This window comes from Microbacterium sp. NPDC078428, from assembly GCF_044542535.1.
Classification (GTDB): domain Bacteria; phylum Actinomycetota; class Actinomycetes; order Actinomycetales; family Microbacteriaceae; genus Microbacterium; species Microbacterium limosum.
In genome coordinates, this window is record NZ_JBITUP010000004.1 from 114,762 (window position 1) to 139,637 (window position 24,876).

Sequence of the window (24,876 nt, forward strand, 5' to 3'; positions counted from 1 at the left end):
CTGGCGCTCAGCCTCGAGGCGTGAGCGGCGGCATCGGCGACCACGAGCGGTCACGCGCGAGGCGGAGCCCGTCGCGCATCCCTCGGAAGAGGTTGCTCGTGCCGCGCACCGTGCGCTCGACGAAGAACAGCCGGATGAGCTCCTTCGCGAAGGTCAGAGCAGTCCCTGCCGCGAACCTGACCGGCCGGTACGCGCCGTGGGTCTGGAAGTAGTGCTTCATGTGCCCGCGGTTGCGCATGATGTAGTACCGGTACGCGTTGCTCGAGGCGTTGAGATGACGGATGCCCATATCCCACTGCTTGATCTCGCGCGTGCGCTTGAGGACGAACTCGTTCACGATCACCGAGGTGGTGTGCTGCGAGGCGAGCCAGCCGTACACCGAGTCGTCCCAGTAGATGAAGAAGCGAGGGTCCGGCAGGCCGATCTTCTCGACGATGTCGCGGTGGATGAACATGCCCTCGAAGCATCCCGAGTTCATCTCGCGGTACCCGCGCTCGTCGAAATCCGCGGGGGCGAAGGGGATCGGGATGCCGAGAGGGATCGACAGGCGGTACTGCCAGTAGAACTCGCTGCCGTCGTAGTCGTAACGGCGCCCCTGGACGCTCTTGAAGCGCGGCGCCCAGGCTCCCATCCGCGCGAGACCGTCGGGGATGACCTCGACGTCGTCGTCCATGAGCCAGATCCACGTGGACCCCAGGTCGTACGCCGTGCGCATGCCCTCGCTGAACCCGCCCGATCCGCCGGTGTTGGTGTCGAGGCGGCGGTAGACGAGCTCCGTTCCGAGCCGGTCGCGGAAGGACTCGACGACGTCCGTCGTGTCATCCACCGATGCGTTGTCGATCACGACGACGTGGCCGGGCTGCGGGTCCATCGAGGCGATTGACTCGAGGAGCCGGGAGAGCAGGCCCGAGCGGTTGTACGTGACGATCGCGATGGTCGCCGAGGCCGGATCGAACGCGGAGCCGGTGCGGCTCTGGGGTGTGGTCTCCGGCGATGTCACGCGGCCTCCTCGAAACGGCGGCGCCAGGCCTCGGTCGAGACGAGGTCGGGCAGGGCCGCGCGGTACTCGCGCTGAAGCTGGGGCCAGCGTCGCACGAGCGAGCGGTGTAGTCGGACCGAATCCGTCAGCATCCGGCGATACTTCGCGCGGTCGCGCGTGTAGATGTTCTTCCCGGACCCGTCGGCAGCGCTCACGATCGCGCTGTCGTAACGCGGGATACGCCACCAGTGCGCATCGAGCTTTCCGAACTCGGCCTCCGGCTGCGCGAGGTTCTCGGGCTTGGGGTCGTGGAACCAGTGCGCGACGAGGGTCCGGGCGGTGAACAAGCGGAGCCGGATGCCGGTCGGGTTGTCGTAGACGTTGAACCGGAGCTTCTTGAACACCTGCCGCCCGCGCCGCGAACGCATCGGCACACCCGTGTCGCGGTGCACGACCGTCTCCGGGAATTCGGCCGCGAGCTCCCGTGCCGCGGGCATCGCGGTCGCCAGCGTGCGCCACATGTGCGCGGGGCCCTGCATCAGGTCTCGCAGGGCACGGTGCCGCAGCGCGACCGGGTAGTACTGCATCATCATGAGGTGCTTGAGGTCGACCCTGCGGCTGTGGCGGGGGAGCGTGCCGCCCGCGGGTGCGTTCGAGTGCAGGAGCGCCGCGACGATGCGGTTGCGGGCGTGGAAGTAGGCCTGCCAGTCGATCGAGTCGTCCTTGCCGACCCACGACACGTGCCACAGCGCGACGCCGGGCAGCGACACCGTCGGGTAGCCGGCCTCGCGCGCACGCAGGCAGTACTCCGCGTCGTCCCACTTGATGAAGGCGGGAAGCGACAGCCCCACCTCGCGCAGGATCTGCGTGGGGATGAGGCACATCCACCAGCCGTTGTAGTCGGCGTCGAGGCGCATGTGCAGGAGAGGCGACTGGCGCAGGTTCGCGACGGAGAAGTCGTGCGGCATCTTCTCCTGGAAGAGGTTGCGCCACATGAAGGGCGTCTCGTCGACGACCTCCGCCCAGGCGTGGAGGCGCGGCCGGTCGAGCAGATCGAACATGTGCGCGCCGACGATCGTCGGGATGCTCGTGTAGCGACCGAAGGTCACCGACCGCCGGATCGACTCCGGCTCGATGCGCACGTCGTCGTCGAGCAGCTGCACGAAGTCGCTCTCTCCGGCGTCGAGGGTCTCGAGCATCGCGCGCGCGAACCCGCCCGATCCGCCGAGGTTCGGCTGGCGGATGACCCGGAGCCGCTCGCCCAGGCGTTCGGCGACCTCCGTGAAGCCCGGCTCGTCGGCGACGAGATGCGTGCCCTGGTCGATGAGGTAGATGCGGTCGATCACCTCGAGGGCCCCGGGCGCGTCGGCCAGATCCGCGAGAGTGGACACGCAGTAATCGGGCTTGTTGAAGGTCGTGATGCCGAGGGAGGCGCGCCCCGAGCGCACGGGCTCCTGCTCGGTGGTCCACTCCGCGCCCTGGAAGGTCACCGCCGCCTCGTCGGCGACGATGTCGAACCAGATCCAGCCGCCGTCGCTGTACTGCGTCAGAGCGACGTCGACCGAGGTCTCGGCGCTGCCGGTGACCTCACGCGTCTCGAGCCGCTGCTTGGTGCCGCCGCCGTTCGAGCGGTAGACGAGGATCGTCGCGGGCCCGTCGGTGCGCACCGTGAGCCGCACCTCGCGCACACCCGTCCAGTGCTGCCAGTACGACGCCGGGAAGGCGTTGAAGTACGTGCCGAACGACACGCGGCGGCCGGCGACGATGCGGGCGCTCGATCGCCCCAGCACGTTGCCGAGGTGAGCGACGCTGGACACGCGGACGGGCTCCTCGTCGATGACCGACCAGGTCTCGGGGTCGGCGTAGAGGGGGAGCAGGTCGGGGTCGCGTTCGAGGGGGAAGACGACATTCTGGAGGACGTGTGTCACAGGGGCATCTCCGAAGGGGGTCGGCGGGCGCGAGGCGTCGAGCCGAGAAGGAAGCCTACCCCGGAGAGCGTGGCGACTCCTGGGGAAGCGCCGGGCCCGCCGGATCCGCCGCGCGGATCACCCACGCGCGTCGTGCGGAAGCTCTCCCGAGCCCTCCGCCTCTTCGGCGCTGCGCATGCGCTCGCGCCACGAGCGCGAGAGCCCCGCGCGCACGAGGCACACGGTCAGCAGCATCCACCCGAACCCGGAGAGCGTGAAGCTCTCGAAGGCGGAGTCGACCAGCAGCGTGACCAGCACGAGCGGGGTCCAGGCGTACACGACGGAGCGGCGGGCGCTCGCGACGAGCCACGAACGCACGAGCGCGATCCCGCACATCACGAGGAACAGCAGAAGCCCCACCCAGCCGGCCTGCAGGAGGACGTCGAAGTAGGCGTTGAGGGCCGACGCGTGGCGATCGGTCGTGATGATGTTGATCGAGACGAAGGGGAACTCCTGCACCGGCCAGGGGCCGAACCAGCCCCAGCCCTGGACCGGGCGCACGCGCACGTAGACGAGGATCGTGTCCCACAGCTCGGCGCGGGTCGCGAAGTCGGAACCCGCGTTGAGCAGGCCGATGATCAGGTGCCGGAACGCGTAGGCGATCGTGAGGCCGACCACCACGACTCCCGCGAGGGCGGCCTGGAGGGGACGACGACGGGGCTCCGGGGTGCGGCGGATGAGGTCGAGCGCACCGGTCGCGGCCGCGACCGCGAGCGCGAGCACGAACACCGTGGGGGAGGCCGAGAGAAGTGCCATGAGCGCCGCGAGGGAGATGGAGAAGATCGCCACGCCGCGCCGTACGGACGTCGTGCGCCACTCGACGACGAAGGTGATGAGGGCTATCACGGCGATGAAGCCGAGCATGTTGCGCGTGCCGAAGACTCCCTGCACGGGTCCGCCGAGTGCGATGTTGCCCGCGACCCCGAGGAACCGGAACGGCATGTCGAGCAGGATGCCGGAGAGCACCTCCACCCCGAGCGAGATCGCCAGCATCACCCGCAGCACGTCGCCGAGCGCGCGTGCGGTCTGCAGAGTGTCCCGGACGTGACCGACGACGATCCCGAGGAACGCGAGCGCCGCGGTGTGACCCCATCCCGAGAGCGTCTCCCCGCGGTCGGAGCTCCACACGGTGGTGACGAGCAGCCACGCGACGAAGAGCACGAGCGTCGACGGAAGCAGCCGGACGAGGTTCACCTCGCGGCGGCGACGCACGAGGATCGCGGCGCCGACCAGGCACAGCCCCGCGACGATCGTGGCGTAGACGACGCCGCCCGACAGGCGCTGGATCGCGAAGGAGGAGAGCACCGCGCCGAAGGCGGCGAGCGTGAACGCGCGGGCGAACACCGCGGAGTCGAGCGTCTCGCTCACCCAGGTCCGCAGCGGGTGCGAGCCGTAGCCCGCGGCATCCGTCATCGCGGCATCCGCCGCAGGGCTTCGCCGCGCTCGATCGCGAGGCTCTGCTCGGCGGGCCCCTCGCCGACGTGCGGGGACTGCGCGAGCTTGTGCGCGAAGAGGACGAGGAACAGCCACCCCCATTCGCCCAGCGGGCGGGACTCGGCGAGCCCCTGGACGAGCAGCACCGTCATGACGAGGGTCGGCAGCAGGGTGAGGGCCTGGTACGGGCGATCGGCGCGGAGATCCCAGCGCGGCCGGTCGATCGCGAAGAACCAGGCGCGCCAGATGACGGCCAGGTACGACAGGCCGAGGAGGGCGACGCCGACGATGCCCAGCTGCATCCAGGCATCCAGCCACACGTTGTGCGCGTGGAAAACCGTGAGGTCGTTGACGATGATCCACCCGTCGAACTCGGGCACCCACGGAAGCCACGGCGTCGAGAACCCCCAGCCGAGCCACGGGTGCTCCGCGGCGCGCTCCGCCACCGCCTGCCAGATCCCCCCTCGGCCGGTGAGGTCGCTCGACTTGCCCAGGAACTCCAGTAGATCGTCGCGCCAGAGCCACAGGACGATCCCCCCGAGGATGCCGAGGCCGGCGTAGGCGACGTAGTACTTCGTGCGCTCGCCGGGCGCCCGTGTCGTGCGCATGAGCAGCATCGTCGCCAGCACGACCGCCACGGCCGCCAGCGCGAGCCATACGGTGCCCGAGCTCGAGCGCCAGAGCAGGAACGCCGATACCACGCTCCACCCGATGAACCAGGCTCGGCGCTGTGGGCTGCTCGCGATGCGGATGGCGTACACGATGAGAGCCAGCAGGCAGGCGATCGCAAGCAGATGCGCGTTGCCCACGATGCCCTGGATCCGACCCCCGTCGAAGAGATTGTCGCGCGACCAGTACAGCTCGGTGACCAGCTCGCCGTCCCAGAGCAGGAAGTTCGGAAGCACGGGCCCGTGCACGACGAGCGACACCCAGAGCTCGAACGCGAGGGAGAGCCCCACGATCCACGTCAGCGCGGAGGAGATCGCGGCGACCAGCTCCCGCCACGTCAGCACGCTGGCGAGGAACAGCGCCTGCACGGTCGTCGCGGCGAGGAGGGCCCACGTGAGGGCGGTCGCGTCGGGCCACGCCGACCACAGCACGGATGCCGCGGCCCACACGACGTAGGTGAGCGGGAGCCAGGGGAGCAGGCGCCACACGATGGGCGGACGCAGCACGATCCAGAGCGCGATGCTGACGATCGTCGTGACGCCGACGAGCACGCCGAGCCCCGCGGCGCCCAGGAGGTTGAACCAGAAGCTCGTCGCGAGAGCGATGAACAGCAGCAGCACGGCGTAGCCGCGCAGCAGGAGGTGGCCGGTCGACTCGCGCGACGGCGCCGAGGGGGGAGCCCCGGCGGGGTGTCGCGTGTGCACGGCCATGGTGACTTCAGGGTACCCGTGCCGGGGCGGGACGACCGGGATGCCGGACCCGCCGCCCGTAGGCTGGAGGCATGCTGGTGCCGCTGTCGAACACGCCCCGCGCCTACGCCTGGGGCTCCGCCGATGCGATCGCCGCTCTCGAGGGTCGGGAGCCCTCCGGCGCTCCCGAGGCCGAGGTGTGGTTCGGCGACCACGCGGGCGATCCCGCGGAGCTCGAGGACGGGTCGACGCTCGATGCGTGGATCGCCGCGCACGGCGCGGAGCACGGCGTGGACGGGCCGCTGCCCTACCTGCTGAAGCTCCTGGCGGCCGGCTCGCCGCTGTCGATCCAGGCGCACCCGTCGCTCGAGCAGGCGCGGAGGGGCTTCGCGAGGGAGGAGGCGACGGGCATCCCGCGCGATGCCGCGCACCGCAACTACCGCGACGCCAACCACAAGCCGGAGGTCATCGTCGCGCTCAGCGACACCTTCGAGGCGCTCGCGGGATTCCGTTCCGTCGCCGATCTGGACTCGCTCCTGTCGTCGCTGGCCGGGGTCGCTTCGGAGATCGCGAGCCTGCGCTCCCGCCTCCTCACGGGGGACCCCGCCGCGACGCTCCGCGAGGCCGTGCGCGACCTCCTGTCGGGCGATGCCTCCGAGCTCGCCGCCGAGGTCTCGCGCGCCGTCGCGGAGACCGACGGGGGGCCCTTCGCCGACGACGTCGCCGCGCTGGCGCGCCTCGAGCAGGCCTACCCGGGCGATCCGGGGGTCGGCGTCGCCTTGCTGCTCAACCGCGTCGTGCTCTCCCGCGGCGAGGCGATCTTCGTCCCCGCCGGGGTGCCCCACGCGTATCTCTCGGGCCTCGGCGTCGAGCTGATGGCCGCGAGCGACAACGTCCTGCGCGGCGGGCTGACGCCCAAGCACATCGACGTGCCGGAGCTCGTGGAGATCCTCGACGCCTCCCCGGCGCCCGCACCGCTGCTCGTTGCGCAGGCTCGTGCCGCGGGAGTCGACGTGTTCGAGGCGCCGGTGTCCGACTTCTCCCTCACCCGGGTGCGGGCGACGGCCGGGGCGGATGCGCGCATCGCGCTCGCGGGCCCCGCCATCGCCCTCGCGACCGCGGGAGCGCCGCGGGTCGGCGGCGCCGCCACCGGGACGGAGCACGCGCGCACCCTCGCGCCCGGGAGGGCGCTCTTCGTCACGCCCGACGAGGGAAGCGTGCTCGTGGGTGGGGCGGGAGAGGTCTTCCTGGCGCAGCCGGGAGCCCTCATCGGATCGTGATCTTCGTCCGGCGCGTCGCGAAGGTTCATCCCTCGATTGAGGGTTTACGATTCCGCGCTTGACCTGAAGGGAATTACACGGGTGTAATTGGTGCACTGCGCGAGCGCGCGGGGGGCTATAGGTGGGAGACGATATGGCGGGCTCGGAATTCCGTTCCGGTGTACCCGACAATTGGTTCGTCGACCCGGTGAAGCTGGGGGTCCCGGGGGTTCGACGACCGGTTGACGGCGAAGATCCTTTGTCATGGCAGACGGATGCGCTGTGTGCGCAGACGGATCCGGAAGCATTCTTTCCGGAGAAGGGCGGCTCGACGCGCGACGCCAAGCGCATCTGCACGTCGTGCGAGGTGCGGGGGAAGTGCCTCGACTACGCGCTGCAGAACGACGAGCGATTCGGTATCTGGGGGGGACTGTCGGAGCGCGAACGTCGCAAGCTGAAGCGACGCGCGGTCTGAGGTTGCTCGGCGCGTGCGCCCGCGGCGCGGGCGCGACGCGCCTAGGCTGACGACGTCATGCCAGCCCGTGTTCATGCTCTTCTCGTCGCGCGTTCCGACGGAGCCGGTGATCGGGCGATGGCCCACCTCGAACGGACGATCGAGGCGCTCGCCGCCCAATCGCGGCGCGTCGACGCCCTGACGGTCGTCGTCATAGGTCAAGCGCGCCCGCGCCTGCACGAGCTCGTCGCGCGCGCCGGAGCCGAGGCGGTCATCGAGGCGCCCCGCAGCACCGGCTACGCCGCGGCGCTGCGCATGGGCAGCGTGCGGCTGGGACGCGCCGACGCCGTCTGGCTCCTCGCGCAGGACACCGCGCCCGACCCCGCGGCGCTTCGCCGCCTGGCGGGTGCGCTCGAGCTCGCCCCGTCGGTGTCGATGGTCGCCCCGAAGCTCGTCGCATGGGATGAGAGCGACCGCATCGTCTCGCTCGGCGTGTCGATGACGCGGCTCGGCCGATCGGTGGGGCTCGTCGACGGCCAGCTCGACCAGGGCCAGCACGACATCCGCGAGGATGCGCTCGGGGCCGACGTGCGGGGCCTCCTCGTGCGCCGGGAGGCGTGGGATCTGCTGCGGGGGCTCGACCCCGCCCTGTGGGGCGCCGACGAGGGACTCGATCTCGGTGTGCGCTCCCGGCTCGTGGGCGGTCGTGTTGGTCTCGTCCCGGGCGCGCGGATCGCGGTCGCGGGCGACGGCGTAGCCGCGCTTCCCGACCCGCGCGACGTCCGTCGCCGCGGTCGACGCGCGGCGCCCCTCCGTGTCGCGCAGCTGCACCGCCGGCTGGCGTACGCGCGCTCCTTCCTCGTCCCCCTGATCTGGCTCTCCCTGCTGCCCCTCGCGTTCGGACGCACGGTCATGCATCTGCTGCGCAAGCAGCCGGGCCTCGTGGGTGCCGAATGGCGCGCGACGATGGTCGTGCTCGTGCGTCTCGGCGCGATCGCCCGATCGCGGCGCCGGATCACGGATGCCGGCCGTGCCGGCGGCATCCGGGTGCCGTGGAGCCAGCTCGCGCCCCTGCGGGTGCGGCGCGCCGAGCTGGTCCGGCGATTCGACGACAGCGACGAGCAGGGCGATGACGTCGACCGACGGGGCGAGCTGCACTTCTTCACCGGCGGGGGCGCCTGGGTCGTGCTGGCCGCCTTCGCCGTCGGCATCGGCGCGTTCTTCTCGCTCCTGGCGTGGTCGACCCTCGGCGGCGGCGGGCTGCTTCCGCTGCACGACCGCCTCGACGGTCTGTGGATGGATGCCGCGTACGGCCGCCGCGGTCTCGGCCTCGACACGACGGGGGCCGCCGACCCCTTCTCCGCCGTCCTCGCGCTGCTGGGATCGCTCACCCCGTGGCGCCCCTCGCAGGCGCTCGTCATCCTGTGGGTGCTCGCGATTCCGGCGGCGGCGCTCGGCGGGTGGTTCGCCGCGACCCGCCTCTCGCCGCGCGCCGGTGTGCGCATCGTCGGCGCGAGCCTGTGGGCGCTCGCGCCGCCGTTCCTCGTCGCGCTCACCGACGGGCGCCCGGCGCCCGTCCTGGCGCACCTGCTCCTGCCCTGGCTGTTCTACGCCGGCTCGGTCGCCAAGCGCTCGTGGGGATCCACGGGTGCGGCTTCGCTCCTGCTCGCCGCGGTGCTCGCGTGCGCGCCGTCGCTCGCCCCCGCGCTCGCGGTGCTGTGGCTCGCGGCGATCGCGACCGGCGGGCGCGGGGCGCTGCGGGTCGTCTGGACGCCCCTGCCGGCGATCGCGCTCTTCGGGCCCCTGATCTGGGAGCGCGGCATCCGCGGCGGCGACTGGTGGGGTCTGCTCGCCGACCCCGGCCTGGTCACCTCCTCGTCGATGGGCGCGGATGCGGCATCCCGAGCCCTGCTCGCGCTCGGCGTCCCCGCGCCCGATCTCGCGGGCTGGGCGAGCCTGGCACCCGGCTCCACCCCGTGGATCGCCCTGCTGCTTGCGCCCCTCGCCCTGGTCGCGCTCGCCGCGCTGCTCACGCCGAGATGGGCGGCCGCTCTGTCCCTGCTGGGGACGGCAGTGCTGGGGCTCGCGACCGCGTTCGCCGTCGTCGGCATCGCGGTGCAGACCTCCGCGGGCGAGCCGATCGCCCTGTGGCCCGGGCCAGCGCTCAGCCTGCTGTGGCTCGGGGTGGGCGGGGCCGCGCTGCTGACCCTGGACACCCCGCTTCCCGTGCCTGTGCGGGCCCTGCGGCCCTGGGCGGCCGCGGCCGTGCTGCTCGGCATCATCGCCTTCGCGGTTCCCCAAGTGACGGCGCCGGTCCGGGGTGAGACCGAGCTGACCAACGGTCCCGCGAGCACGCTCCCCGCCTACGTCGCCGCCGTCGGCCGTGACGACCCGGACATCGCGACCATCGTGCTGACGCCCCTCGACGACGGCTCGGTCGCCTCGCGCGTGGTCTGGGGCGCGGGCGAGACGCTCACGGCGCAGACCACCGCGCTGGGGGTGCGCACGCAGCCGACGGCCTCCGATCGCGACACCGCCGCCCTCGTGGCCGACCTGGTGTCGCCGAGCTCGGCGGATCTGGGAGCGTCGCTCCGCGAGCGGGCCATCGGCTTCGTGCTGCTGACGCCCGGCGAGCAGTCGGAGGCGGCGACGGCGCTGCGACTGCAGGCCGTGGCATCGCTCGACGCGCGCGCCGGGCTCGAGTCCGTCGGCGACACCACCCGCGGCCAGCTGTGGCGGGTGACGGGGGATCCCGAACCCAGGGCAGGCCTCGCGGCCGGTGAGCTCGCGCTGCAGCGCGGCATCACTCTCGCCCAGCTCGGAATCGTCGCGATCGCCGTGCTGTTGGCCTTCCCCACCGTGGCGTCCCGGCGCGCGGCGCGCAGCAGGTCGCGGCTCGTGGGGGTGCCGGGGGAGCGCCGCCGTCGCGCGGAGCGTTCGCGTCGGCGCCGGGGCGAGCCGCGCCGGCGTGAGGTCGCGCCCGCCGCCGGGGGAGCGGCGTCCACCTCGGCGGAGATCCCGCCCCCCGGGGACGCCCCCGCGGAGGCCGAGGCCGAGGCCGAGGCCGAGACGAGCCCGGAAATCGAGGCGAACCCGGGAGCCGAAACCGGATCCGAGGCCGAGGCGACCCCGGAAGCCGGAACCGGATCCGAGCCTGAGGCGACCCCGGAAGCCGAAAGCGGATCCGAGCCTGAGGCGACCCCGGAAGCCGAAAGTGGATCCGAGACGGTCGCGGATCAGGATCTCGAGGCCGGTCAGGATCTCGAGGCCGATGAGGATCTCACCGCCGATCCGGATCCCGAGGCCGCTCCGGGCCCTGGGGCGCACCAGGCGGTCGGGTCGGCCGGGGAACGCGACCGCGACGAGCCCGCACGCGACCGCGACGAGGAGGCACGATGAACCCCGCACGCGCCCTTCGGGCCCTCGGTACCGGCACGCGCCTCATCGTGGGCGCCGCCGTCGCCGTAGCCCTCGTGGTGGCCGTCGTCCTGGCGATCCCCGCGCCCATCCCGACAATGCAACGCGATGCCGTCGCGCTCGTGCAGACCCCGACCCCCTCCGACACCGTCGCGGTCTGCCCCGGTCCGCTCCTGGCGGCGGGGCGGGTGATCGGTCAGGCGGGGCAGCTCTCCGTCGCGGCGGGTGCGCAGGTCACGCGTGGCGGCGTCGAGGCCCGGTCCGAGAGCCTCCGGTCGTCGGCGACAGGCGAGGATGTCGCGGACACGCTCCTGCGCGCAGCCCCCGTCGAAGGGCGGGCGGCCGAGTTCGCCGCGGCGCAGTCGACAGCCACCGCGGCGGACGACCTGTCGGGCTTCGCGGCATCCGCCTGCACCTCCCCGCGCTTCGACGGCTGGCTCGCCGCCGGTGCCACGTCCACCGGCGCCGCCGATCTCGTGAGCATCGCCAACCCGGGGGACGTCACGGCGACCGTCGACATCACGGTGTTCGGGCAGTCCGGTCCGGTGGTCCCGCCGGGCGGCGAGGGCGTCGTCGTCGCCGCGCGAACGCAGGTGACCCTGCCCCTCGCGGGTCTCGCGCTCGGCGAGCTCGCCCCCGTGCTGCGGATCCAGGCGATCGGCGCACCCGTCGTGGTCTCGCTGCAGTCCAGCCGCACGGTCACGCTCGAGCCGGTGGGGCTCGACGTGTCCGGCCCCGCCGCGCCGCCCGCCCTGAGCCAGACCATACCCGGCGTCGTGACCACGACCGCCTCCGACCCCGCTGTCGCGGGCTCCGTCACGGCCCGCGTCCGCCTGCTGTCGGCGAGCGAGGCGACGACGGCCACGGTGACGGTGTTCGCCGAGGGATCCGACACTCCCGCGATCGCACCGGCGCCCGCGCAGCTGCAGGCCGGGATCCCGATCGAGCTCGAGCTTCCGGGCCTCGCCGCCGGCGCCTACACGGTGCGGGTGGATGCGCCGGCACCGGTGGTGGCGTCCGCGTGGACCACGTCCGCGCTCGGTGGCCAGCGCGACTTCTCTTGGCTGCCCGCGCCCGAGCAGATCGACGGTGCGACGCTCGTCGCCGTCGCGGAAGCGCCCGACCGAGTGCCCGTGCGGATTCACATCGCGACACTCCAGACGGCGGCCGATGTGACCCTCACGCCCGTCGTCGGCGGCGATCCTCAGACCCTCGCGCTGGGGCCCGGCGACGCCGGCGCGCTGTCGGTGCCGGCGGGCACCACGTGGCGGATCGAGACGACCGCTCCCATCGTGGCGGCGGTGTCGTACGCCGCCACGACGGCGCTCGCCGGCTACGGCGTGCAGCCGGCACCGTCCGCGGCATCCGCCGTTCGCGTCGTTCCCTGACCTCCAGGGGCGCCACGACCGATGCGCCGCCGCGCGTAGGATCGTCTCATGGTGTCTCGGCGCGGCAGGGTTCCCCGTCACGCGACGCCCGGTGCTCGTCGCCCGAACCGGCACGATCGGCACGGCCGGGTCGGTCGCAGCGCCGTCGTCCGGCCGCCGATAGGTCCGCTCGAGACGCGATTCGACCGGTTCGACATCGCCGTCGGGGCCGCGGCGGAGTTCCTGCGGTCGGCATGGACGGATCTGCGCGACGTGTCGTTCGAGATCGCGTCGATGCCGCCCGAGAGCGACGCGGACGGCATCCCGCGATGGCACATCGACCGGGACGCGCGCCGGATCGTGCTCTACCGGATCCCCGTCGAGCGGCTCGGTCACCTGCACCGCGACGACGACCTCCACCGGCGCATGGCCGTCGAGGGCACCGTGTTCCGTGCCGCGGCCGAGTACCTCGATCGCGACCCGTGGGATCTCGGCCCCGAGCGGTTCCGCTACTTCTGACCAGCGCGCCGTGGGCGCGGCGCGGCGCCTCGGGGACGCCCGCCGGATAGGCTGGCCCGCGATGTACGGAAGACTCTGCTCCAAGGTGGCCTGCGCCCGCGAGGCGGTCGCGACGCTGACGTACGACTACGGCGACCAGATGGCCGCGCTCGGCCCGCTCGGCGCGCCGGGCGACCCGCACGCGCACGACTTGTGCGCGATCCACACGGAGCGGATGTCGGTGCCCAGGGGATGGGTCGTCGTGCGCCACGAGACGATGCGGGCCTGACCCCGCCGGCTGCGCGCCGCGCCGAAGGCGCGTGGGACAATGGCGGGATGCCGACGCAGACCGCCGCCCCTGCCGCCGTACCCACCTCCGTACTCGACTTCGACGTGCGCGATCTCTCGCTCGCCGAAGCGGGTCGTCATCAGATCCGGCTCGCCGAGAACGAGATGCCGGGCCTCATGGCGCTGCGCGAGGAGTTCGGTCCGGCCCAGCCCCTCCGCGGGGCCCGGATCGCCGGCTCGCTGCACATGACGGTGCAGACGGCCGTGCTGATCGAGACGCTCGTCGCGCTCGGCGCCCGCGTTCGGTGGGCCAGCTGCAACATCTTCTCCACCCAGGACGAGGCCGCCGCCGCCGTCGTGGTCGGACCGACGGGAACCCCCGACGACCCCCGGGGCGTGCCCGTCTTCGCCTGGAAGGGCGAGACGCTCGAGGAGTACTGGGCCTGCACCGACCGCATCTTCGACTGGTCGCGCGAGGGCTTCGACGGACCCGACCTGATCCTCGACGACGGCGGAGACGCCACGCTGCTCGTCCACAAGGGCGTCGAGTTCGAGAAGGACGGCCGGGTCCCGGATGCCGCGGCATCCGACCCGCACGAGTATCACGTCATCCTCGACACGCTGCGCGCGAGCCTCGCGGCCGACCCGCAGCGCTGGACACGTCTCGCGCACGGGTTGCTCGGGGTCACCGAGGAGACCACCACGGGCGTCCACCGGCTCTACGAGCTCGCCGCCGCGGGAGAGCTGCTGTTCCCGGCGATCAACGTCAACGACTCGGTCACCAAGAGCAAGTTCGACAACAAGTACGGCATCCGCCATTCGCTTCCCGACGGCCTCAACCGGGCCACCGACGTGCTGATGGGCGGGAAGACGGCGTTCGTCGCCGGGTACGGGGATGTGGGGAAGGGCGCCGCCGAGGCGCTGCGCGGCCAGGGCGCCCGAGTGATCGTCGGCGAGGTCGACCCGATCTGCGCCCTGCAGGCCGCCATGGACGGATACCAGGTGGCGCGCCTGGAGACCGTCGCGCCGCAGGTGGACATCCTCGTGACGGGCACCGGCAACGCCGACGTCGTGCGCACCGAGCACCTGCTCGCCCTCAAGCACCTCGCGATCGTCGCCAACGTCGGTCACTTCGACAACGAGATCGACATGGCGGGCCTCGCGGCGATCGAGGGCGTCGAGAAGGTCGAGATCAAGCCGCAGGTGCACGAATGGCGCCTTCCGAACGGCCGCAGCGTGCTCGTGCTCAGCGAGGGCCGGCTCATGAACCTCGGGAACGCGACCGGGCACCCCTCCTTCGTCATGAGCGCGTCGTTCACCAACCAGGTTCTCGCCCAGATGGAGCTCTATACGCGCACCGCGCAGTACCCCACCGGCGTGTACACGCTTCCCAAGCTGCTCGACGAGAAGGTCGCGCGCCTGCACCTCGACGCGCTGGGCGTCGAGCTGACCACGCTGACGCCCTCGCAGGCCGCCTACATCGGCGTCCCCGTGGAGGGGCCGTACAAGCTCGAGCACTACCGATACTGAGCCGATCCGACCGGTGCGGATGCCGCGGCATCCGCTCTACCGGTCGGGGAAGCCGTGCGGGAGGTGGGTGAGCGAGGGGGCCATGGCCTCGACGCGCCGACGGCGCGTCTCGAGCGCCCGCAGCTCCCGGTCGCGCCGAAGTGCCGAGAGCGCGAACAGGGCCGACACGGCGTCGGCGGGCGGAGGCGGCGAGACGAAGGCGGATGCCTCGGCCAGCAGCTCGCCCGCGATGCGCTCCCGCGCGGCGGGTGCGAGCTTGTCGACCTGGCGGAGGAACTGAGCGAGCCTGCGGGCGAGACGATCGGGCAGCCGCACCACGTCGGCGACGAGGGCCCACTGCTCGAGCGCGGGCGGCACGGGGGGAAGGGCGGAGGGCAGGGCGGGGACCCGCGTGCGCTGGGAGTAGGTGCCGGCGAGCAGATCTCCCAGTCGCTGCGCGCGGGGAGTGAAGGCGCCCGTCACGACCGCGACGACGCCGACGGTGAGATACACCTCGAAGACGCCCACGAGCGCCCGGATGAACGCCTGACGGAACCCCGACGCACCGCCGTCCTCGCGGACGATGCGCGCGCCGACGGCGAGGCGCCCGAGACTGCGCCCCCGAGATGCCGTTTCGACGGTCGTCGGCAGGATGATCGTGATCGCCACGACCGATGCGATGACGACGATGCCCATCGCGTCGGGAGGGACGACCTGGGCGAGGGGCCCGTACCCGAGCACGAGCACGACGATGAGGAGGATGATGCCCAGGAGCAGGTCGATGACGGCCCCCAGGGCCCGCATGAACAGGCCCGCGGGCTGGACATCGAGGGCGACGGCCTCTCCCGTGAGCACCTCGTCCTGGTGGACGCGCGTGAGCTGGGGCGTCGCGGAGCCTGCCATGCGGGTAGTTTAGGCGCGTGGACCTCGACGCGCTGACCACCGCCCGGCGCCACGAGTGGGAACGGCTGCGGGAGCTCGAGCGCCGCCGTCGCCTGAGCGGCCGGGAGGCGGACGAACTGGTGGAGCGCTACCAGGCGGCATCCGCCGATCTCGCCGAGGCGAAGACCGCGGCGGGCCGCACGCCCCAGGCGGATGTGATCTCCACCCTCATCGCGGGCGCCCGCCTGCGGCTCACGCGCGGGGCCGAGAACCCGCTGCGTGCCGTTCCCCGCTTCTTCGTCCTCCAGCTGCCGGCCGCGCTGTACCGGCTGCGCTGGACGACGCTGGTCATCGCCGCCGCGTTCGTGGCCATCGTCGCCCTCGTGGCCGCCTGGATCTCGGGCGATCCCGTGCTCGTCGCGACGCTCGGGGACGAGGCCGGGCTGGAGCGCTACGCGGAGAACGAGTTCGTCGAGTACTACAACCCCGCGGCATCCTTCGCCGGCACGGTGTGGACGAACAACGCCTGGATCGCCGCGCAGTGCGTGCTCTTCGGGATCACCGGCATCTGGCCCGTCATGATGCTGATGCAGAACGCGATCGGGGTGGGGACCGCGGCAGCGGTGCTCTTCTCCTTCGACCGCGGCGACGTGTTCGTCCTCTACATCCTGCCGCACGGGATGCTCGAGCTGACGTGCATCTTCGTCGCGGGCGCCGCGGGCCTGCACATCTTCTGGGCGTGGATCGTGCCCGGAGCGAGGACGCGCGGCCAGGCACTGGCCCACGCGGGGCGCTCGCTCGCGACCGTGGCGATGGGGCTCGTGCTCGTGCTGCTGGTCTCGGCGCTCATCGAGGGCTTCGTCACGGGCCAGCCGTGGCCCTGGCCGATCAAGATCGGCATCGGAGCGGCGGCCCTGGGCGCGTTCCTCTTCTACATGATCCGGGTGGGCGGCCGGGCGGCCCGTGCGGGCGAGACCGGCGACCTCGCCGAGGCCGATCGCGGCGCCACGACTCTCGTGGCGGGCTGACCTCCGACGCGCTACGCCCTCGGCTTCTGCGCGCCGTCGAACAGCGCGCGGTAGGACCACCCGGCCAGCAGCGCGCCCGCGATCGGGAACACGATGAAGACCCACAGCTGTGCGAGCGCGTCGGCGCCGCCGTAGATCGCCGTCGCGAGCGAACGCGCGGGGTTCACCGACGTGTTGTCGACGGGGATGCTCACGAGGTGGATCAGGGTGAGGGAGAGGCCGATCGCCACTCCCGCGAAGGCCGTGCCCCGCGTCGAGTGCGTCACGCCCAGGATGACGAGGAGGAAGAGGAAGGTCAGGATGACCTCGATCACCATGGCGGCGGCCATGCCGAAGCCGCCGGGCGAGAGCACGCCCCAGCCGTTGCTCGCGAAGCCGCCGTCCTGGGCGGCGGCGAGCCACCCCTCCGGGCCGAACAGGCCCACGAGCACGATGGCGGTCGTGGCGGCCGCGCCGCCGACCGCCTGCGCCGCGATGTAGCCGCCGGTCTCCCGCCACGGGAAGCGGCCCGCGGCGGCCAGGCCGAGCGTGACCGCCGGGTTGAAGTGGCCGCCCGAGATGGGCCCGAACGCGTAGGCGCCCATGACGACGGCGAGCCCGACGGCGACGGATGCCGCAACGTAGACGATCCCCGGGGCGAACGCGCCCGACTCGTTCGCGAGATGCGAGCCGAAGAGCGCGGTGCCGATCAGGCCGAAGACGAGGAGGAAGGTGCCGAAGCCCTCGGCGGCCAGCTTCGCGCCGGTCGAGGGACCCTCCGGCTCCACCTCCGGCGTGTGCGCCAGCTCGGTCGGGTCGATCGGGGTGTCGGGATACGGGTCGTCGTTGCGCGCAGGGGACATCGCCCTCTCCTTACGTCCGGCCGGCCCGGCTTCGGCCCGCCTCCCGAATCATCGCAGGAGAGGGTGGGGCCACGGAAGCGGAAACGCCGAAGGGCGGTCGGGATGAGAACACCCCGACCGCCCCTCGCGACGTCGATCGACGTCAGGCGTTCACGGGCTCCGCCTCGGGCTCCTTGCTGTAGGGGGCGCCGGGGGAGTCGGCGGAGGCGTTGGCCTCGACCTGTGCGCGGACCTTGTCGGCCGTCGCCTGGTCGACCTGACCCCAGTACCAGAGGAAGCGCTCCTTCACCTCGGGGCGGGTGAGCGACTCGTACTGACCGACGAGGGTCTCGACGAAGCGCGCCTTCTGCTCGTCGTCGAAGACCTCACGCACCAGCGTGCTGGCCTGGCCGAAGTCGTCGTCCTCGGCGCGCAGCGTGTAGGCCGTGCGCACGAGGTCGCCGTCGTTCTGCCAGCCGCCTTCGCCCGCTCGCACGGCGTCGGCGCGCGGTCCTCCGAGGGAGTTCGGCGCGTACACCGGACGCTCGCCGCCGGAGTAGAAGTGGCGCATCGCGCCCTCCTTGGCGTACGAGTGCACCTCGGCGTGAGGGCGGTTGACCGGCAGCTCGTTGTAGTTCGTGCCGATGCGGTAGCGGTGGGCGTCGGCGTAGGAGAAGATGCGCGCGAGCAGCATCTTGTCGGGGCTGGCGTCGATGCCCGGCACGAAGTTCGACGGCGCGAAGGCCGCCTGCTCGATCTCGGCGAAGTAGTTCACCGGGTTGCGGTTCAGCTCGAACTCGCCGATCTTGCGCAGCGGGAAGTCCTTGTGCGGCCAGATCTTCGTCAGGTCGAACGGGTTGAAGCGATAGGTCTTCGCCTCCTCGTTCGTCATGATCTGCACCGCGACGTCCCACTTGGGGTACTCGCCCCGCTCGATGGCGTCGTAGAGGTCGCGCAGGTAGTAGTCGGTGTCCTCGCCGACGATCTGCTGCGCCTGCTCTGCGGTGATGTTGTGCACGCCCTGCTGGGAGTGGAAGTGATACTTCACCCAGAACGTCTCACCCGCGGCGTTGATCCATTGGAAGGTGTGCGAGCCGTACCCGTTGACGTGGCGCCACGAGGTGGGAAGTCCGCGGTCGCCCATCAGGTAGGTGACCTGGTGCGCCGACTCGGGGGAGAGCGTCCAGAAGTCCCACTGCATGTCCGCATCGCGCAGGTGCGTGTGGGGCAGTCGCTTCTGCGAGCGGATGAAGTCCGGGAACTTGATGCCGTCGCGGATGAAGAAGATCGGCGTGTTGTTGCCGACGAGGTCGTAGTTGCCCTCGGAGGTGTAGAACTTCAGCGCGAATCCGCGCACGTCCCGCCACGTGTCGGGCGAGCCGAGCTCGCCGGCGACCGACGAGAAGCGCAGCAGCAGGGGCGTCTGCGCGCCGGGCTGGAAGAGCGCGGCGCGGGTGAACTCCGAGACATCCTCGGTGATCGTCATGGTGCCGAAGGCACCGCCGCCCTTGGCGTGGACGACCCGCTCGGGCACGCGCTCGCGGTTGAACTGAGCGAGCTTCTCGACGAGGTAGTGGTCGTGCAGGACGGTGGGTCCGTCGGACCCCACGGTGCGCGAGAACTCATCGGACGCGACGGGGGCGCCGTTGTCCTTCGTGGTGTAGTTCGGATCGGTCATTGCTGATTCCTTTCGCACTCGGCACAGATGGCTCGGAACGTCACGTTCGCCTCGAGGACGCGCATGCCGTGGTCATGGGAGGGGTGAAGGCAGGGGGCGGCGCCGACGGCGCACTCGACGTCCTCGACGCGCCCGCAGGAGATGCACTGCACGTGGTGGTGGTTGTCGTCGGCGCGGTGCAGCTCGTACAGGGCGCTCGGCGCGCCGGGCAGGCTCACGCGCCGGATGAGGCCGGCATCGGTCAGGTCGTTGACCACGCCGTGCACGGTCTGCAGGGCGATGCCGGGGACCCGCTCTCGCACGGCTGCGTGCAGCAGATCGACCGCGGCGTGCGGGGAGGCGTGCAGGGCCTCGAGCACCGCGGCGCGCTGGGCCGTGACGCGCAGCCCCGCGGCCCGGAGCTCGGGCGCGGCCTCGAACGCCGCGGGCATGCCCGCGGCGTCGTCGAGGGGTGTCATGGTCACCCCGTCAGTCTAGCTACATCTGAATGATTCGCAACAAGGAGCGGGTCGCCGCGGCGACTCAGAGCCGGCCGGCGGCCTTCAGCTCGAGATAGCGATCAGCGATCGCGGGCGGCAGGCGGTCGGGGCCCCCGGCGATGGCGTCCGCGCCGAGCCGGGCGAAGGCGTCCGCGATCCGTCGCGCATCGAGCAGGGTCCGCTCCGCGGCGGCCGCACGCCACACCGACTCGCTGGAAGAGCGGTCCCGGGCGACGTCGGCGAGGCTCTCGTCCGTCACCGACCCGATCATCACACGGGTGCGTCCCGTCCATGACGGCACGGCGCCCAGCAGCGAGCGAGCGGATGCCGGGGCGTCCGCGGCGGTGAGCAGCACGACGAGCGAGGGCCGGTTCGTCAGCCGGGCCGCCTGCACGAGTACCTGGTCCCAATCGGTGTCGATCAGCTGCGGCTCCACGGCGGACATCGCGTCGACGAGCGCGGGCAGCAGGGCCGCGCCGCGGCTGCCGGTCACCCGCCCGCGCACGACCCGGTCGAACATCAGGACGTGCACGTGGTCTCCGGCGCGATCGGCCAGGGCGGAGAGGAGGAGCGTCGCCTCCATCGCGGCATCCAGGCGTGTCCCGTCGCCGACCCGGGCGGCGGAGGTGCGCCCGGTGTCGATGACGATGACGATGTGGCGGTCCCTCTCCGGGCGCCACGTGCGGAGCATCGTGGTGCGCGCGCGTGCGCTCGCCCGCCAGTCGATCGAGCGCACGTCGTCGCCGCGCACGTACTCGCGCAGCGAGTCGAACTCCGTGCCACGACCGCGCACCTGAACGCTCGTGCTCCCATCGAGCTCCCGGAGGCGCGCCAGCCGGGAGGGGAGGTGGCGGCGGGAATGGAAAGGTGGAAGAACCCTGATGCGGGCGGGGGCGGGCAGCACGCGCTGCCGCCCCGCGAGCCCGAGCGGGCCGAGCGTGCGGAGGGCGACGAAGTCGCTGCGACGCTCGCCGCGGCGCCGCGGGATGAGCGTGATCGCGACGCGCCGCGACTCCCCGGCGGGCACTTCGACGCTCGCGCGCGACGGCTGCGCGCCCGCGGTCGGCTCCCAGGCGTCGCGGAGCGCCCCCCGCAGGGGTCGCGTGCCGCGGTTGCGCAGGCGGAGCGTCGTCGGGACCGCCTCGCCCAGGCGGGCGCGCGCGGGCACGTCCCGCTCGACGTCGACGCGCCGCGGGTCGGCGGCGGCGACGCGGTCGACGACCGCCAGCACCGCGCACAGCCCGAGCCATCCGGCGCCCGTCGCCCAGGCCACCGGCGCCGAGCCGCCGGCAGCACTCGAGAGCAGCACGATCGGGACGACGCCGAGCGCCGTCAGCATCGCGAGCCTGCCCGTGATCACCATGATCTTCGCCGCGTCAGATCGGAACGCGCGTCTGCGCGAGCACGGACCGCAGCACGGCATCCGCCGAGACGCCCTCGATCTCCGCCTCCGGTCGCAGGCGCAAGCGATGACGCCACACCGGCACGAGCATCGTCTGGACGTGGTCGGGCGTGATCGCGCGGTACCCGCCGAGCCACGCCCACGCCTTCGCGGCGGCGAGCAGAGCCGTCGACGCCCGCGGGCTCACGCCGAGCTGGACCGAGGGTGCGGAGCGCGTCGCGCGGGCGAGGTCGACCACGTAGGCGAGCAGGTCGTCCGACACGTCCACGGATGCCGCGGCACGCTGAGCGGCGTGGATCTCCTCGACCCCCACGGCGGACGCGAGGCCCGCCCCGGCGAGATCGCGCGGCGAGAAGCCGCCGGCGTGGCGGCGGAGCACGTCGACCTCGGCATCGCGGCCGGGCACGTCGATGACGAGCTTGAGGAGGAAGCGGTCCAGCTGCGCCTCGGGAAGGGAATAGGTGCCCTCGTGCTCGATCGGGTTCTGCGTCGCGGCCACGAGAAAGGGGTCCGGAAGCGGTCGCGTGACGCCGTCCGCCGAGACCTGCCGCTCCTCCATCGCCTCGAGGAGTGCGGACTGCGTCTTCGGGGGAGTCCGGTTGATCTCGTCGGCCAGCAGCACCTGAGTGAAGACCGGTCCCTCCCGGAACTCGAACTCGCCGGAGCGCGCGTCGTACACGAGAGAGCCGGACACGTCGCCGGGCATCAGGTCGGGCGTGAACTGGATGCGCGCCGTCCGAAGGCCCAGGGCCTGGCTGAACGAGCGCACGAGCAGGGTCTTGGCGACACCGGGGACGCCCTCCAGCAGCACGTGCCCCCGGGCCAGCAGGGCGATCAGCAGGCCCGTCACGGCGCCGTCCTGGCCCACGACTGCCTTGCCGACCTCGCCGCGAACCCGGTTCATCGCCTCGCGAAGCGCGTCATCCGTCATCCCGTTCTCCTTCTCCTGCCCGGTGCGGGCGCTCGTCATGTGTCGTGTCCGTTGCTGCGGGTGGCCGCCTCCAGCGCCGACTCGATGTCGCGCAGCGCGTCGCTGATTTGCATGAGCTCGGCATCCGTCTGCGGGGTGCGGTCCACGAGGACGCCGCGGACGCCCTCCCGCGGCAACCCGAGGATGCCGGCGACCGCGTCCGCGACGTCGTGCGCGCCCGCCGCCGTGCCCAGGCCGAGCAGCTGCGCCCATCGTGTCGTCGCGCCCATGCGCAGGGCATCGGCGGCGTGGCCGTGGTCGCGTCCCCGCGCGTAGAGGCGCGCGCGGCCCTCCATGGTCTCGGTGAGCCGGACCGTGACCGGCAGCCGCTCGACGACGAGGGGGCCCAGCCGCCGGCGGGCGAGGGCCGCGGCCGCCGCCGTCAGGGCGAGCAGCGCGAGGACGGGTGTCACCCATCCCGGGGTCAGTTCACCGAGCGTCGCATCGGGGGAGAAGTCCGCGTCGCCGTCGCCCGGCACGTACCAGACGACGTGCGGGAGACGCCCGAGCAGATTCATGCCGAGCGCTGCATTGCCGTCCTCGGTGAGGACCTCGTTCGTGAGCACCCCGCGGGCGTCGAGGATCGAGACGCGTCCGGAGCCCCGCGCCGAGGAGAGCAGCCCGTACCCGTCGCCGTCGGGGTAGCAGGCGTCCGCCGTCGAGCCGGCGGGAGGCGTGAGGAGGCGCCCGGGGACGACGGCCCCGGAGCGTTGCGCATCGCCGAGGGCGCATCCCGGCTCCACGGTTTCGCCGGTCCCGTACCCGCCGGCGGTCGCGCCGGGGAGCAGGAGGTCGACGGCACGCGCCCGCGGATCGATCAGCACGACATCGGTGGCCCCGGAGAAGAGCTCGGTGAGCGAGTCGTCCGAGAGCAGGGGAGAGTCGGCGGTGACGAGCGTCGACGGCCGGGCGTCCAGCGCGTCGAGGGCAGCGGCGCGCTCTCGCACGACCGTGACCTCCACCCCGCCCTCCCGCAGCAGTTCCGCGAGGGCTCGGGTGCCCTCGGGGCCCGCGCCGTCGGGGTCGAGCGCGTCGCGCTGGGCCCAGCCGCCGATGCCGGAGAGCGCCGCTCCCGCCGCCCCGACGACGACGAGGAAGCCGGCGATGGCAGCCCAGCCCCATGCGCGCCGCCGGGGCGCCGCCGGGGCGGATGCCGGTGCCGCCGTTGCGGGGGACACGCTCACCGGGCTCCCGTTCCCTCTGCACGTGCCGGCCGCGCGGCGGCGATGTCGTCGTCGAGCGCCGCGATCCGCTCGTACCCCTCGGCCGACCCGGGGGATCCGAGATAGCGGACGGCGTCGAACTCGTCGGCGGCTGCGTCGAGGCGCTCGCCGTGTGCGGGGAAGGCGGCGGCGGCGCCCCTAGCGAACGCGTGCACGGTCGCGCCGGGGGGCAGGTCGACGACGCCCCGCTCCTGCAGGCCGCGCGCGATGGCGCGGAAGCGGAGGATGCTGGCGGATCCGTGCTCCCGGCGGGCGGCGGCCGCCGCGGCATCCCGTCGCAGCGCCGCGGCATCCCTGCCGTCGTCGTCGTCGAACAGCAGACCGAGCGGTGTGCTCTCGCGGCGGATCGATCGTGGTCGTCCCCACACGACGAAGGCGACGACGACGAGTCCGACGACGACGACCGCGGCGGCGACGAGGAGGGCGGGACCGAGCCCGGGGGGCGCCGCCGCGCCGAACAGCGAGTCGAGCAGATCGCCGGCCGCTTGGGCGATGCGGTCGAGCGGCGTCGGCTGCGCCGCGGCATACACGGGATCGGCGAGCTCGCTCTCGGCGAGGCGCCTGGCCTCGTCGCCGTCGGGGGTCAGCGGCGGCTCGAAGGGCAGCATCGTCACGGCGACCGGTCCGCTCCGTCCACCTCGGCGCCGGGTGCCGCCCAGTCCGTCGCGGAGCGGGCGGGGCGTTCGACGGGGCCCGACGGCGGGGCGGGCGGCATGGGCGGGCGAGGCGGCGCGGGCATCGCGGCAGGGGCCGGCGGCCCGGCGTGTGCGGGCGAGGGCTGGTCGGGGGCCGTGGGCGCCGCGGCGCGGGGCGGGGCGGGCCTGCCCACGTGCGCGGTCCAGGGGTCGGGCAGGTGCGTCGCGCCGGCATCGCGCGCCTCGACGTAGCCCAGCAGATCGATGTCGAGCCCCTCGTGGCGCATGCGGCAGTCGATGTAGATGAGCACGGATGCCGTGGCCTGCACGACGACCGCGACCGCCTGGATCAGCAGCGTGACCACGTACGTGAGCCCGAGGGTGATGACCAGGCCCACGATCGCTCCTGTCGTCGGCTCGCCCGTGGGGGAGAAGACGGTCGTGAGCCCGCCGCCGAGGAGCGAGAACGGGACGCTGACGACCTGGCTGATCGTGCCGAAGAGCAGCCCGATGACGACGATGATGCCGAGCGCCGGCCAGAACCGGCCGCGCACGAGCCGCCACGAGCGCGCTACGGCGCCCCGGATCCGCGCCCCCTCCAGGATGAGCGTGCTCGGAACGAGGAGCAGCTTCGTCGAGAGCCAGAGGTAGAGCGGGATGGCGGCAAGGAACGCGAGGATCGTGAGCACGACCGCGAGCGCCGGCGCGACGACGGTGCCGACGAAGACGATCGCGGCGCCCACGGCCGTGACGAAGAGTGCGATGGCGACGAACACGAGGGCCGCGTAGCCGATCAGCCGCCCGAGCGCGGGGCGCACGCGACGCCACAGCGCGCCGAGCGTGAGCTTCTCGGCGAGCACCGCATGAGCGACCTCGCCCACGACGACCGCCTGGACGACGATCTGCATCGCCATCGCGAGCAGCCCCAGCACGAGGCCCGACAGCGCCGTCATGAGTGTGGAGCCCGCCGCCACGGCGTCGAAGTCGTCGGTGCCCGGCTGCAACGTGTCCAGGCGCGAGAAGCTCAGGAAGGCGATGCCGGCGACCCCGACGATGAGGAGCAGGTAGACCAGGCCCTGCACGCCGAGGGCGAACCCGAGCAGCACGCGCGGATTGTGGCGCAGCGCCGCGAACGAACGGCCGAGGATGGCTCCGAACGTGAGCGGGTGCAGCGGGATGATGCCGGGCCGGGGGGCGGGCGTCCACGTAGGATTCGTGCTCACCGGGT

General features: G+C 72.6%; 21 protein-coding genes. 8 read left to right on the forward strand and 13 right to left on the reverse strand.

Annotated features, from left to right (window positions below; translation table 11 throughout):
* Positions 1-7 precede the first annotated feature (7 nt).
* The 4 genes from ACIGCK_RS09000 to ACIGCK_RS09015 all read right to left on the reverse strand — a co-directional run bounded on the left by ACIGCK_RS09000 (position 8) and on the right by ACIGCK_RS09015 (position 5,759).
* Positions 8-1,000: a glycosyltransferase family 2 protein gene (locus ACIGCK_RS09000; protein ID WP_330169941.1), complete on the reverse strand. Its 993-nt coding sequence runs from the start codon at positions 998-1,000 to the stop codon at positions 8-10.
* On the reverse strand, positions 997-2,907 hold the full coding sequence (locus tag ACIGCK_RS09005) for a glycosyltransferase (RefSeq protein ID WP_396665485.1): 1,911 nt from the start codon (positions 2,905-2,907) through the stop codon (positions 997-999). Before ACIGCK_RS09005 ends, ACIGCK_RS09000 begins: the two co-directional genes overlap by 4 nt.
* A gap of 117 nt (positions 2,908-3,024) precedes the next feature.
* Positions 3,025-4,359, reverse strand: coding sequence for an O-antigen ligase family protein (locus ACIGCK_RS09010; RefSeq protein WP_396665487.1), 1,335 nt, complete (start codon positions 4,357-4,359; stop codon positions 3,025-3,027).
* Positions 4,356-5,759 (reverse strand): O-antigen ligase family protein, encoded by a 1,404-nt coding sequence (locus ACIGCK_RS09015; protein WP_396665489.1) that lies wholly within the window; start codon positions 5,757-5,759, stop codon positions 4,356-4,358. The genes ACIGCK_RS09010 and ACIGCK_RS09015 overlap by 4 nt, the downstream gene beginning before the upstream one ends.
* 71 nt (positions 5,760-5,830) lie before the next feature.
* Here ACIGCK_RS09015 and manA point away from each other — a divergent pair, with 71 nt between their 5' ends.
* The 7 genes from manA to ahcY all read left to right on the forward strand — a co-directional run bounded on the left by manA (position 5,831) and on the right by ahcY (position 14,551).
* Positions 5,831-7,018 carry a mannose-6-phosphate isomerase, class I gene (manA, locus tag ACIGCK_RS09020; RefSeq protein WP_396665491.1) on the forward strand — a complete coding sequence of 396 codons (1,188 nt, stop codon included), beginning with the start codon at positions 5,831-5,833 and terminating at the stop codon, positions 7,016-7,018.
* A 133-nt stretch (positions 7,019-7,151) separates the two neighbouring features.
* Positions 7,152-7,472 (forward strand): WhiB family transcriptional regulator, encoded by a 321-nt coding sequence (locus ACIGCK_RS09025; RefSeq protein ID WP_330169936.1) that lies wholly within the window; start codon positions 7,152-7,154, stop codon positions 7,470-7,472.
* 57 nt (positions 7,473-7,529) lie between these two features.
* Positions 7,530-10,850: a glycosyltransferase gene (locus ACIGCK_RS09030; protein WP_396665493.1), complete on the forward strand. Its 3,321-nt coding sequence runs from the start codon at positions 7,530-7,532 to the stop codon at positions 10,848-10,850.
* On the forward strand, positions 10,847-12,256 hold the full coding sequence (locus tag ACIGCK_RS09035; protein ID WP_396665494.1) for a DUF5719 family protein: 1,410 nt from the start codon (positions 10,847-10,849) through the stop codon (positions 12,254-12,256). The genes ACIGCK_RS09030 and ACIGCK_RS09035 overlap by 4 nt, the downstream gene beginning before the upstream one ends.
* A 48-nt stretch (positions 12,257-12,304) precedes the next feature.
* Positions 12,305-12,754, forward strand: coding sequence for a hypothetical protein (locus ACIGCK_RS09040; RefSeq protein ID WP_396665496.1), 450 nt, complete (start codon positions 12,305-12,307; stop codon positions 12,752-12,754).
* Between the two features lie 61 nt (positions 12,755-12,815).
* On the forward strand, positions 12,816-13,022 hold the full coding sequence (locus ACIGCK_RS09045; protein ID WP_330169932.1) for a DUF3499 family protein: 207 nt from the start codon (positions 12,816-12,818) through the stop codon (positions 13,020-13,022).
* A 47-nt stretch (positions 13,023-13,069) separates the two neighbouring features.
* Positions 13,070-14,551, forward strand: coding sequence for an adenosylhomocysteinase (ahcY, locus tag ACIGCK_RS09050; protein ID WP_396665498.1), 1,482 nt, complete (start codon positions 13,070-13,072; stop codon positions 14,549-14,551).
* A gap of 36 nt (positions 14,552-14,587) precedes the next feature.
* On the opposite strand, the gene ACIGCK_RS09055 is transcribed toward ahcY, so the two are convergent.
* Entirely contained in the window at positions 14,588-15,433 is an 846-nt protein-coding gene (locus ACIGCK_RS09055) for an RDD family protein (protein WP_396665500.1), read from the reverse strand.
* A 17-nt stretch (positions 15,434-15,450) separates the two neighbouring features.
* Here ACIGCK_RS09055 and ACIGCK_RS09060 point away from each other — a divergent pair, with 17 nt between their 5' ends.
* The gene (locus ACIGCK_RS09060) at positions 15,451-16,440 is read left to right on the forward strand and encodes a stage II sporulation protein M (RefSeq protein WP_396665501.1); all 990 of its coding nucleotides are present in this window, start codon (positions 15,451-15,453) and stop codon (positions 16,438-16,440) included.
* A gap of 11 nt (positions 16,441-16,451) precedes the next feature.
* Here the strand turns inward: ACIGCK_RS09060 and ACIGCK_RS09065 are convergent, their stop codons facing one another.
* The 8 genes from ACIGCK_RS09065 to ACIGCK_RS09100 all read right to left on the reverse strand — a co-directional run bounded on the left by ACIGCK_RS09065 (position 16,452) and on the right by ACIGCK_RS09100 (position 24,871).
* Entirely contained in the window at positions 16,452-17,282 is an 831-nt protein-coding gene (locus ACIGCK_RS09065) for an aquaporin (protein WP_396665503.1), read from the reverse strand.
* A gap of 142 nt (positions 17,283-17,424) precedes the next feature.
* On the reverse strand, positions 17,425-18,939 hold the full coding sequence (locus ACIGCK_RS09070) for a catalase (RefSeq protein WP_396665505.1): 1,515 nt from the start codon (positions 18,937-18,939) through the stop codon (positions 17,425-17,427).
* Entirely contained in the window at positions 18,936-19,397 is a 462-nt protein-coding gene (locus tag ACIGCK_RS09075; protein WP_396665769.1) for a Fur family transcriptional regulator, read from the reverse strand. Before ACIGCK_RS09075 ends, ACIGCK_RS09070 begins: the two co-directional genes overlap by 4 nt.
* A gap of 64 nt (positions 19,398-19,461) precedes the next feature.
* Complete coding sequence (locus ACIGCK_RS09080) at positions 19,462-20,781, reverse strand: DUF58 domain-containing protein (RefSeq protein WP_396665507.1); 1,320 nt, start codon at positions 20,779-20,781, stop codon at positions 19,462-19,464.
* Positions 20,782-20,794: 13 nt separating this feature from the next.
* Entirely contained in the window at positions 20,795-21,751 is a 957-nt protein-coding gene (locus tag ACIGCK_RS09085) for an AAA family ATPase (protein WP_396665771.1), read from the reverse strand.
* Positions 21,752-21,786: 35 nt separating this feature from the next.
* A complete protein-coding gene (locus ACIGCK_RS09090) occupies positions 21,787-22,974 on the reverse strand; it encodes a DUF4350 domain-containing protein (RefSeq protein WP_396665508.1) in 1,188 nt (395 codons plus the stop codon).
* Positions 22,971-23,627, reverse strand: a complete 657-nt coding sequence (locus tag ACIGCK_RS09095; protein ID WP_396665510.1) for a DUF4129 domain-containing protein — start codon at positions 23,625-23,627, stop codon at positions 22,971-22,973. Before ACIGCK_RS09095 ends, ACIGCK_RS09090 begins: the two co-directional genes overlap by 4 nt.
* Positions 23,624-24,871: a glycerophosphoryl diester phosphodiesterase membrane domain-containing protein gene (locus ACIGCK_RS09100; RefSeq protein ID WP_396665511.1), complete on the reverse strand. Its 1,248-nt coding sequence runs from the start codon at positions 24,869-24,871 to the stop codon at positions 23,624-23,626. Before ACIGCK_RS09100 ends, ACIGCK_RS09095 begins: the two co-directional genes overlap by 4 nt.
* Positions 24,872-24,876: the final 5 nt, after the last annotated feature.

Bases quoted from the DNA above. Each gene is read 5' to 3' on its own strand.
- ACIGCK_RS09070 (WP_396665505.1), bottom strand. From the start codon at position 18,939: ATGACCGATCCGAACTACACCACGAAGGACAACGGCGCCCCCGTCGCG.
- ACIGCK_RS09040 (WP_396665496.1), top strand. From the start codon at position 12,305: ATGGTGTCTCGGCGCGGCAGGGTTCCCCGTCACGCGACGCCCGGTGCT.
- ACIGCK_RS09045 (WP_330169932.1), top strand. From the start codon at position 12,816: ATGTACGGAAGACTCTGCTCCAAGGTGGCCTGCGCCCGCGAGGCGGTC.
- ACIGCK_RS09065 (WP_396665503.1), bottom strand. From the start codon at position 17,282: ATGTCCCCTGCGCGCAACGACGACCCGTATCCCGACACCCCGATCGAC.
- ACIGCK_RS09025 (WP_330169936.1), top strand. From the start codon at position 7,152: ATGGCGGGCTCGGAATTCCGTTCCGGTGTACCCGACAATTGGTTCGTC.
- manA (WP_396665491.1), top strand. From the start codon at position 5,831: ATGCTGGTGCCGCTGTCGAACACGCCCCGCGCCTACGCCTGGGGCTCC.
- ahcY (WP_396665498.1), top strand. From the start codon at position 13,070: ATGCCGACGCAGACCGCCGCCCCTGCCGCCGTACCCACCTCCGTACTC.
- ACIGCK_RS09035 (WP_396665494.1), top strand. From the start codon at position 10,847: ATGAACCCCGCACGCGCCCTTCGGGCCCTCGGTACCGGCACGCGCCTC.
- ACIGCK_RS09085 (WP_396665771.1), bottom strand. From the start codon at position 21,751: ATGACGGATGACGCGCTTCGCGAGGCGATGAACCGGGTTCGCGGCGAG.
- ACIGCK_RS09080 (WP_396665507.1), bottom strand. From the start codon at position 20,781: ATGGTGATCACGGGCAGGCTCGCGATGCTGACGGCGCTCGGCGTCGTC.
- ACIGCK_RS09030 (WP_396665493.1), top strand. From the start codon at position 7,530: ATGCCAGCCCGTGTTCATGCTCTTCTCGTCGCGCGTTCCGACGGAGCC.
- ACIGCK_RS09010 (WP_396665487.1), bottom strand. From the start codon at position 4,359: ATGACGGATGCCGCGGGCTACGGCTCGCACCCGCTGCGGACCTGGGTG.
- ACIGCK_RS09075 (WP_396665769.1), bottom strand. From the start codon at position 19,397: ATGACACCCCTCGACGACGCCGCGGGCATGCCCGCGGCGTTCGAGGCC.
- ACIGCK_RS09015 (WP_396665489.1), bottom strand. From the start codon at position 5,759: ATGGCCGTGCACACGCGACACCCCGCCGGGGCTCCCCCCTCGGCGCCG.
- ACIGCK_RS09055 (WP_396665500.1), bottom strand. From the start codon at position 15,433: ATGGCAGGCTCCGCGACGCCCCAGCTCACGCGCGTCCACCAGGACGAG.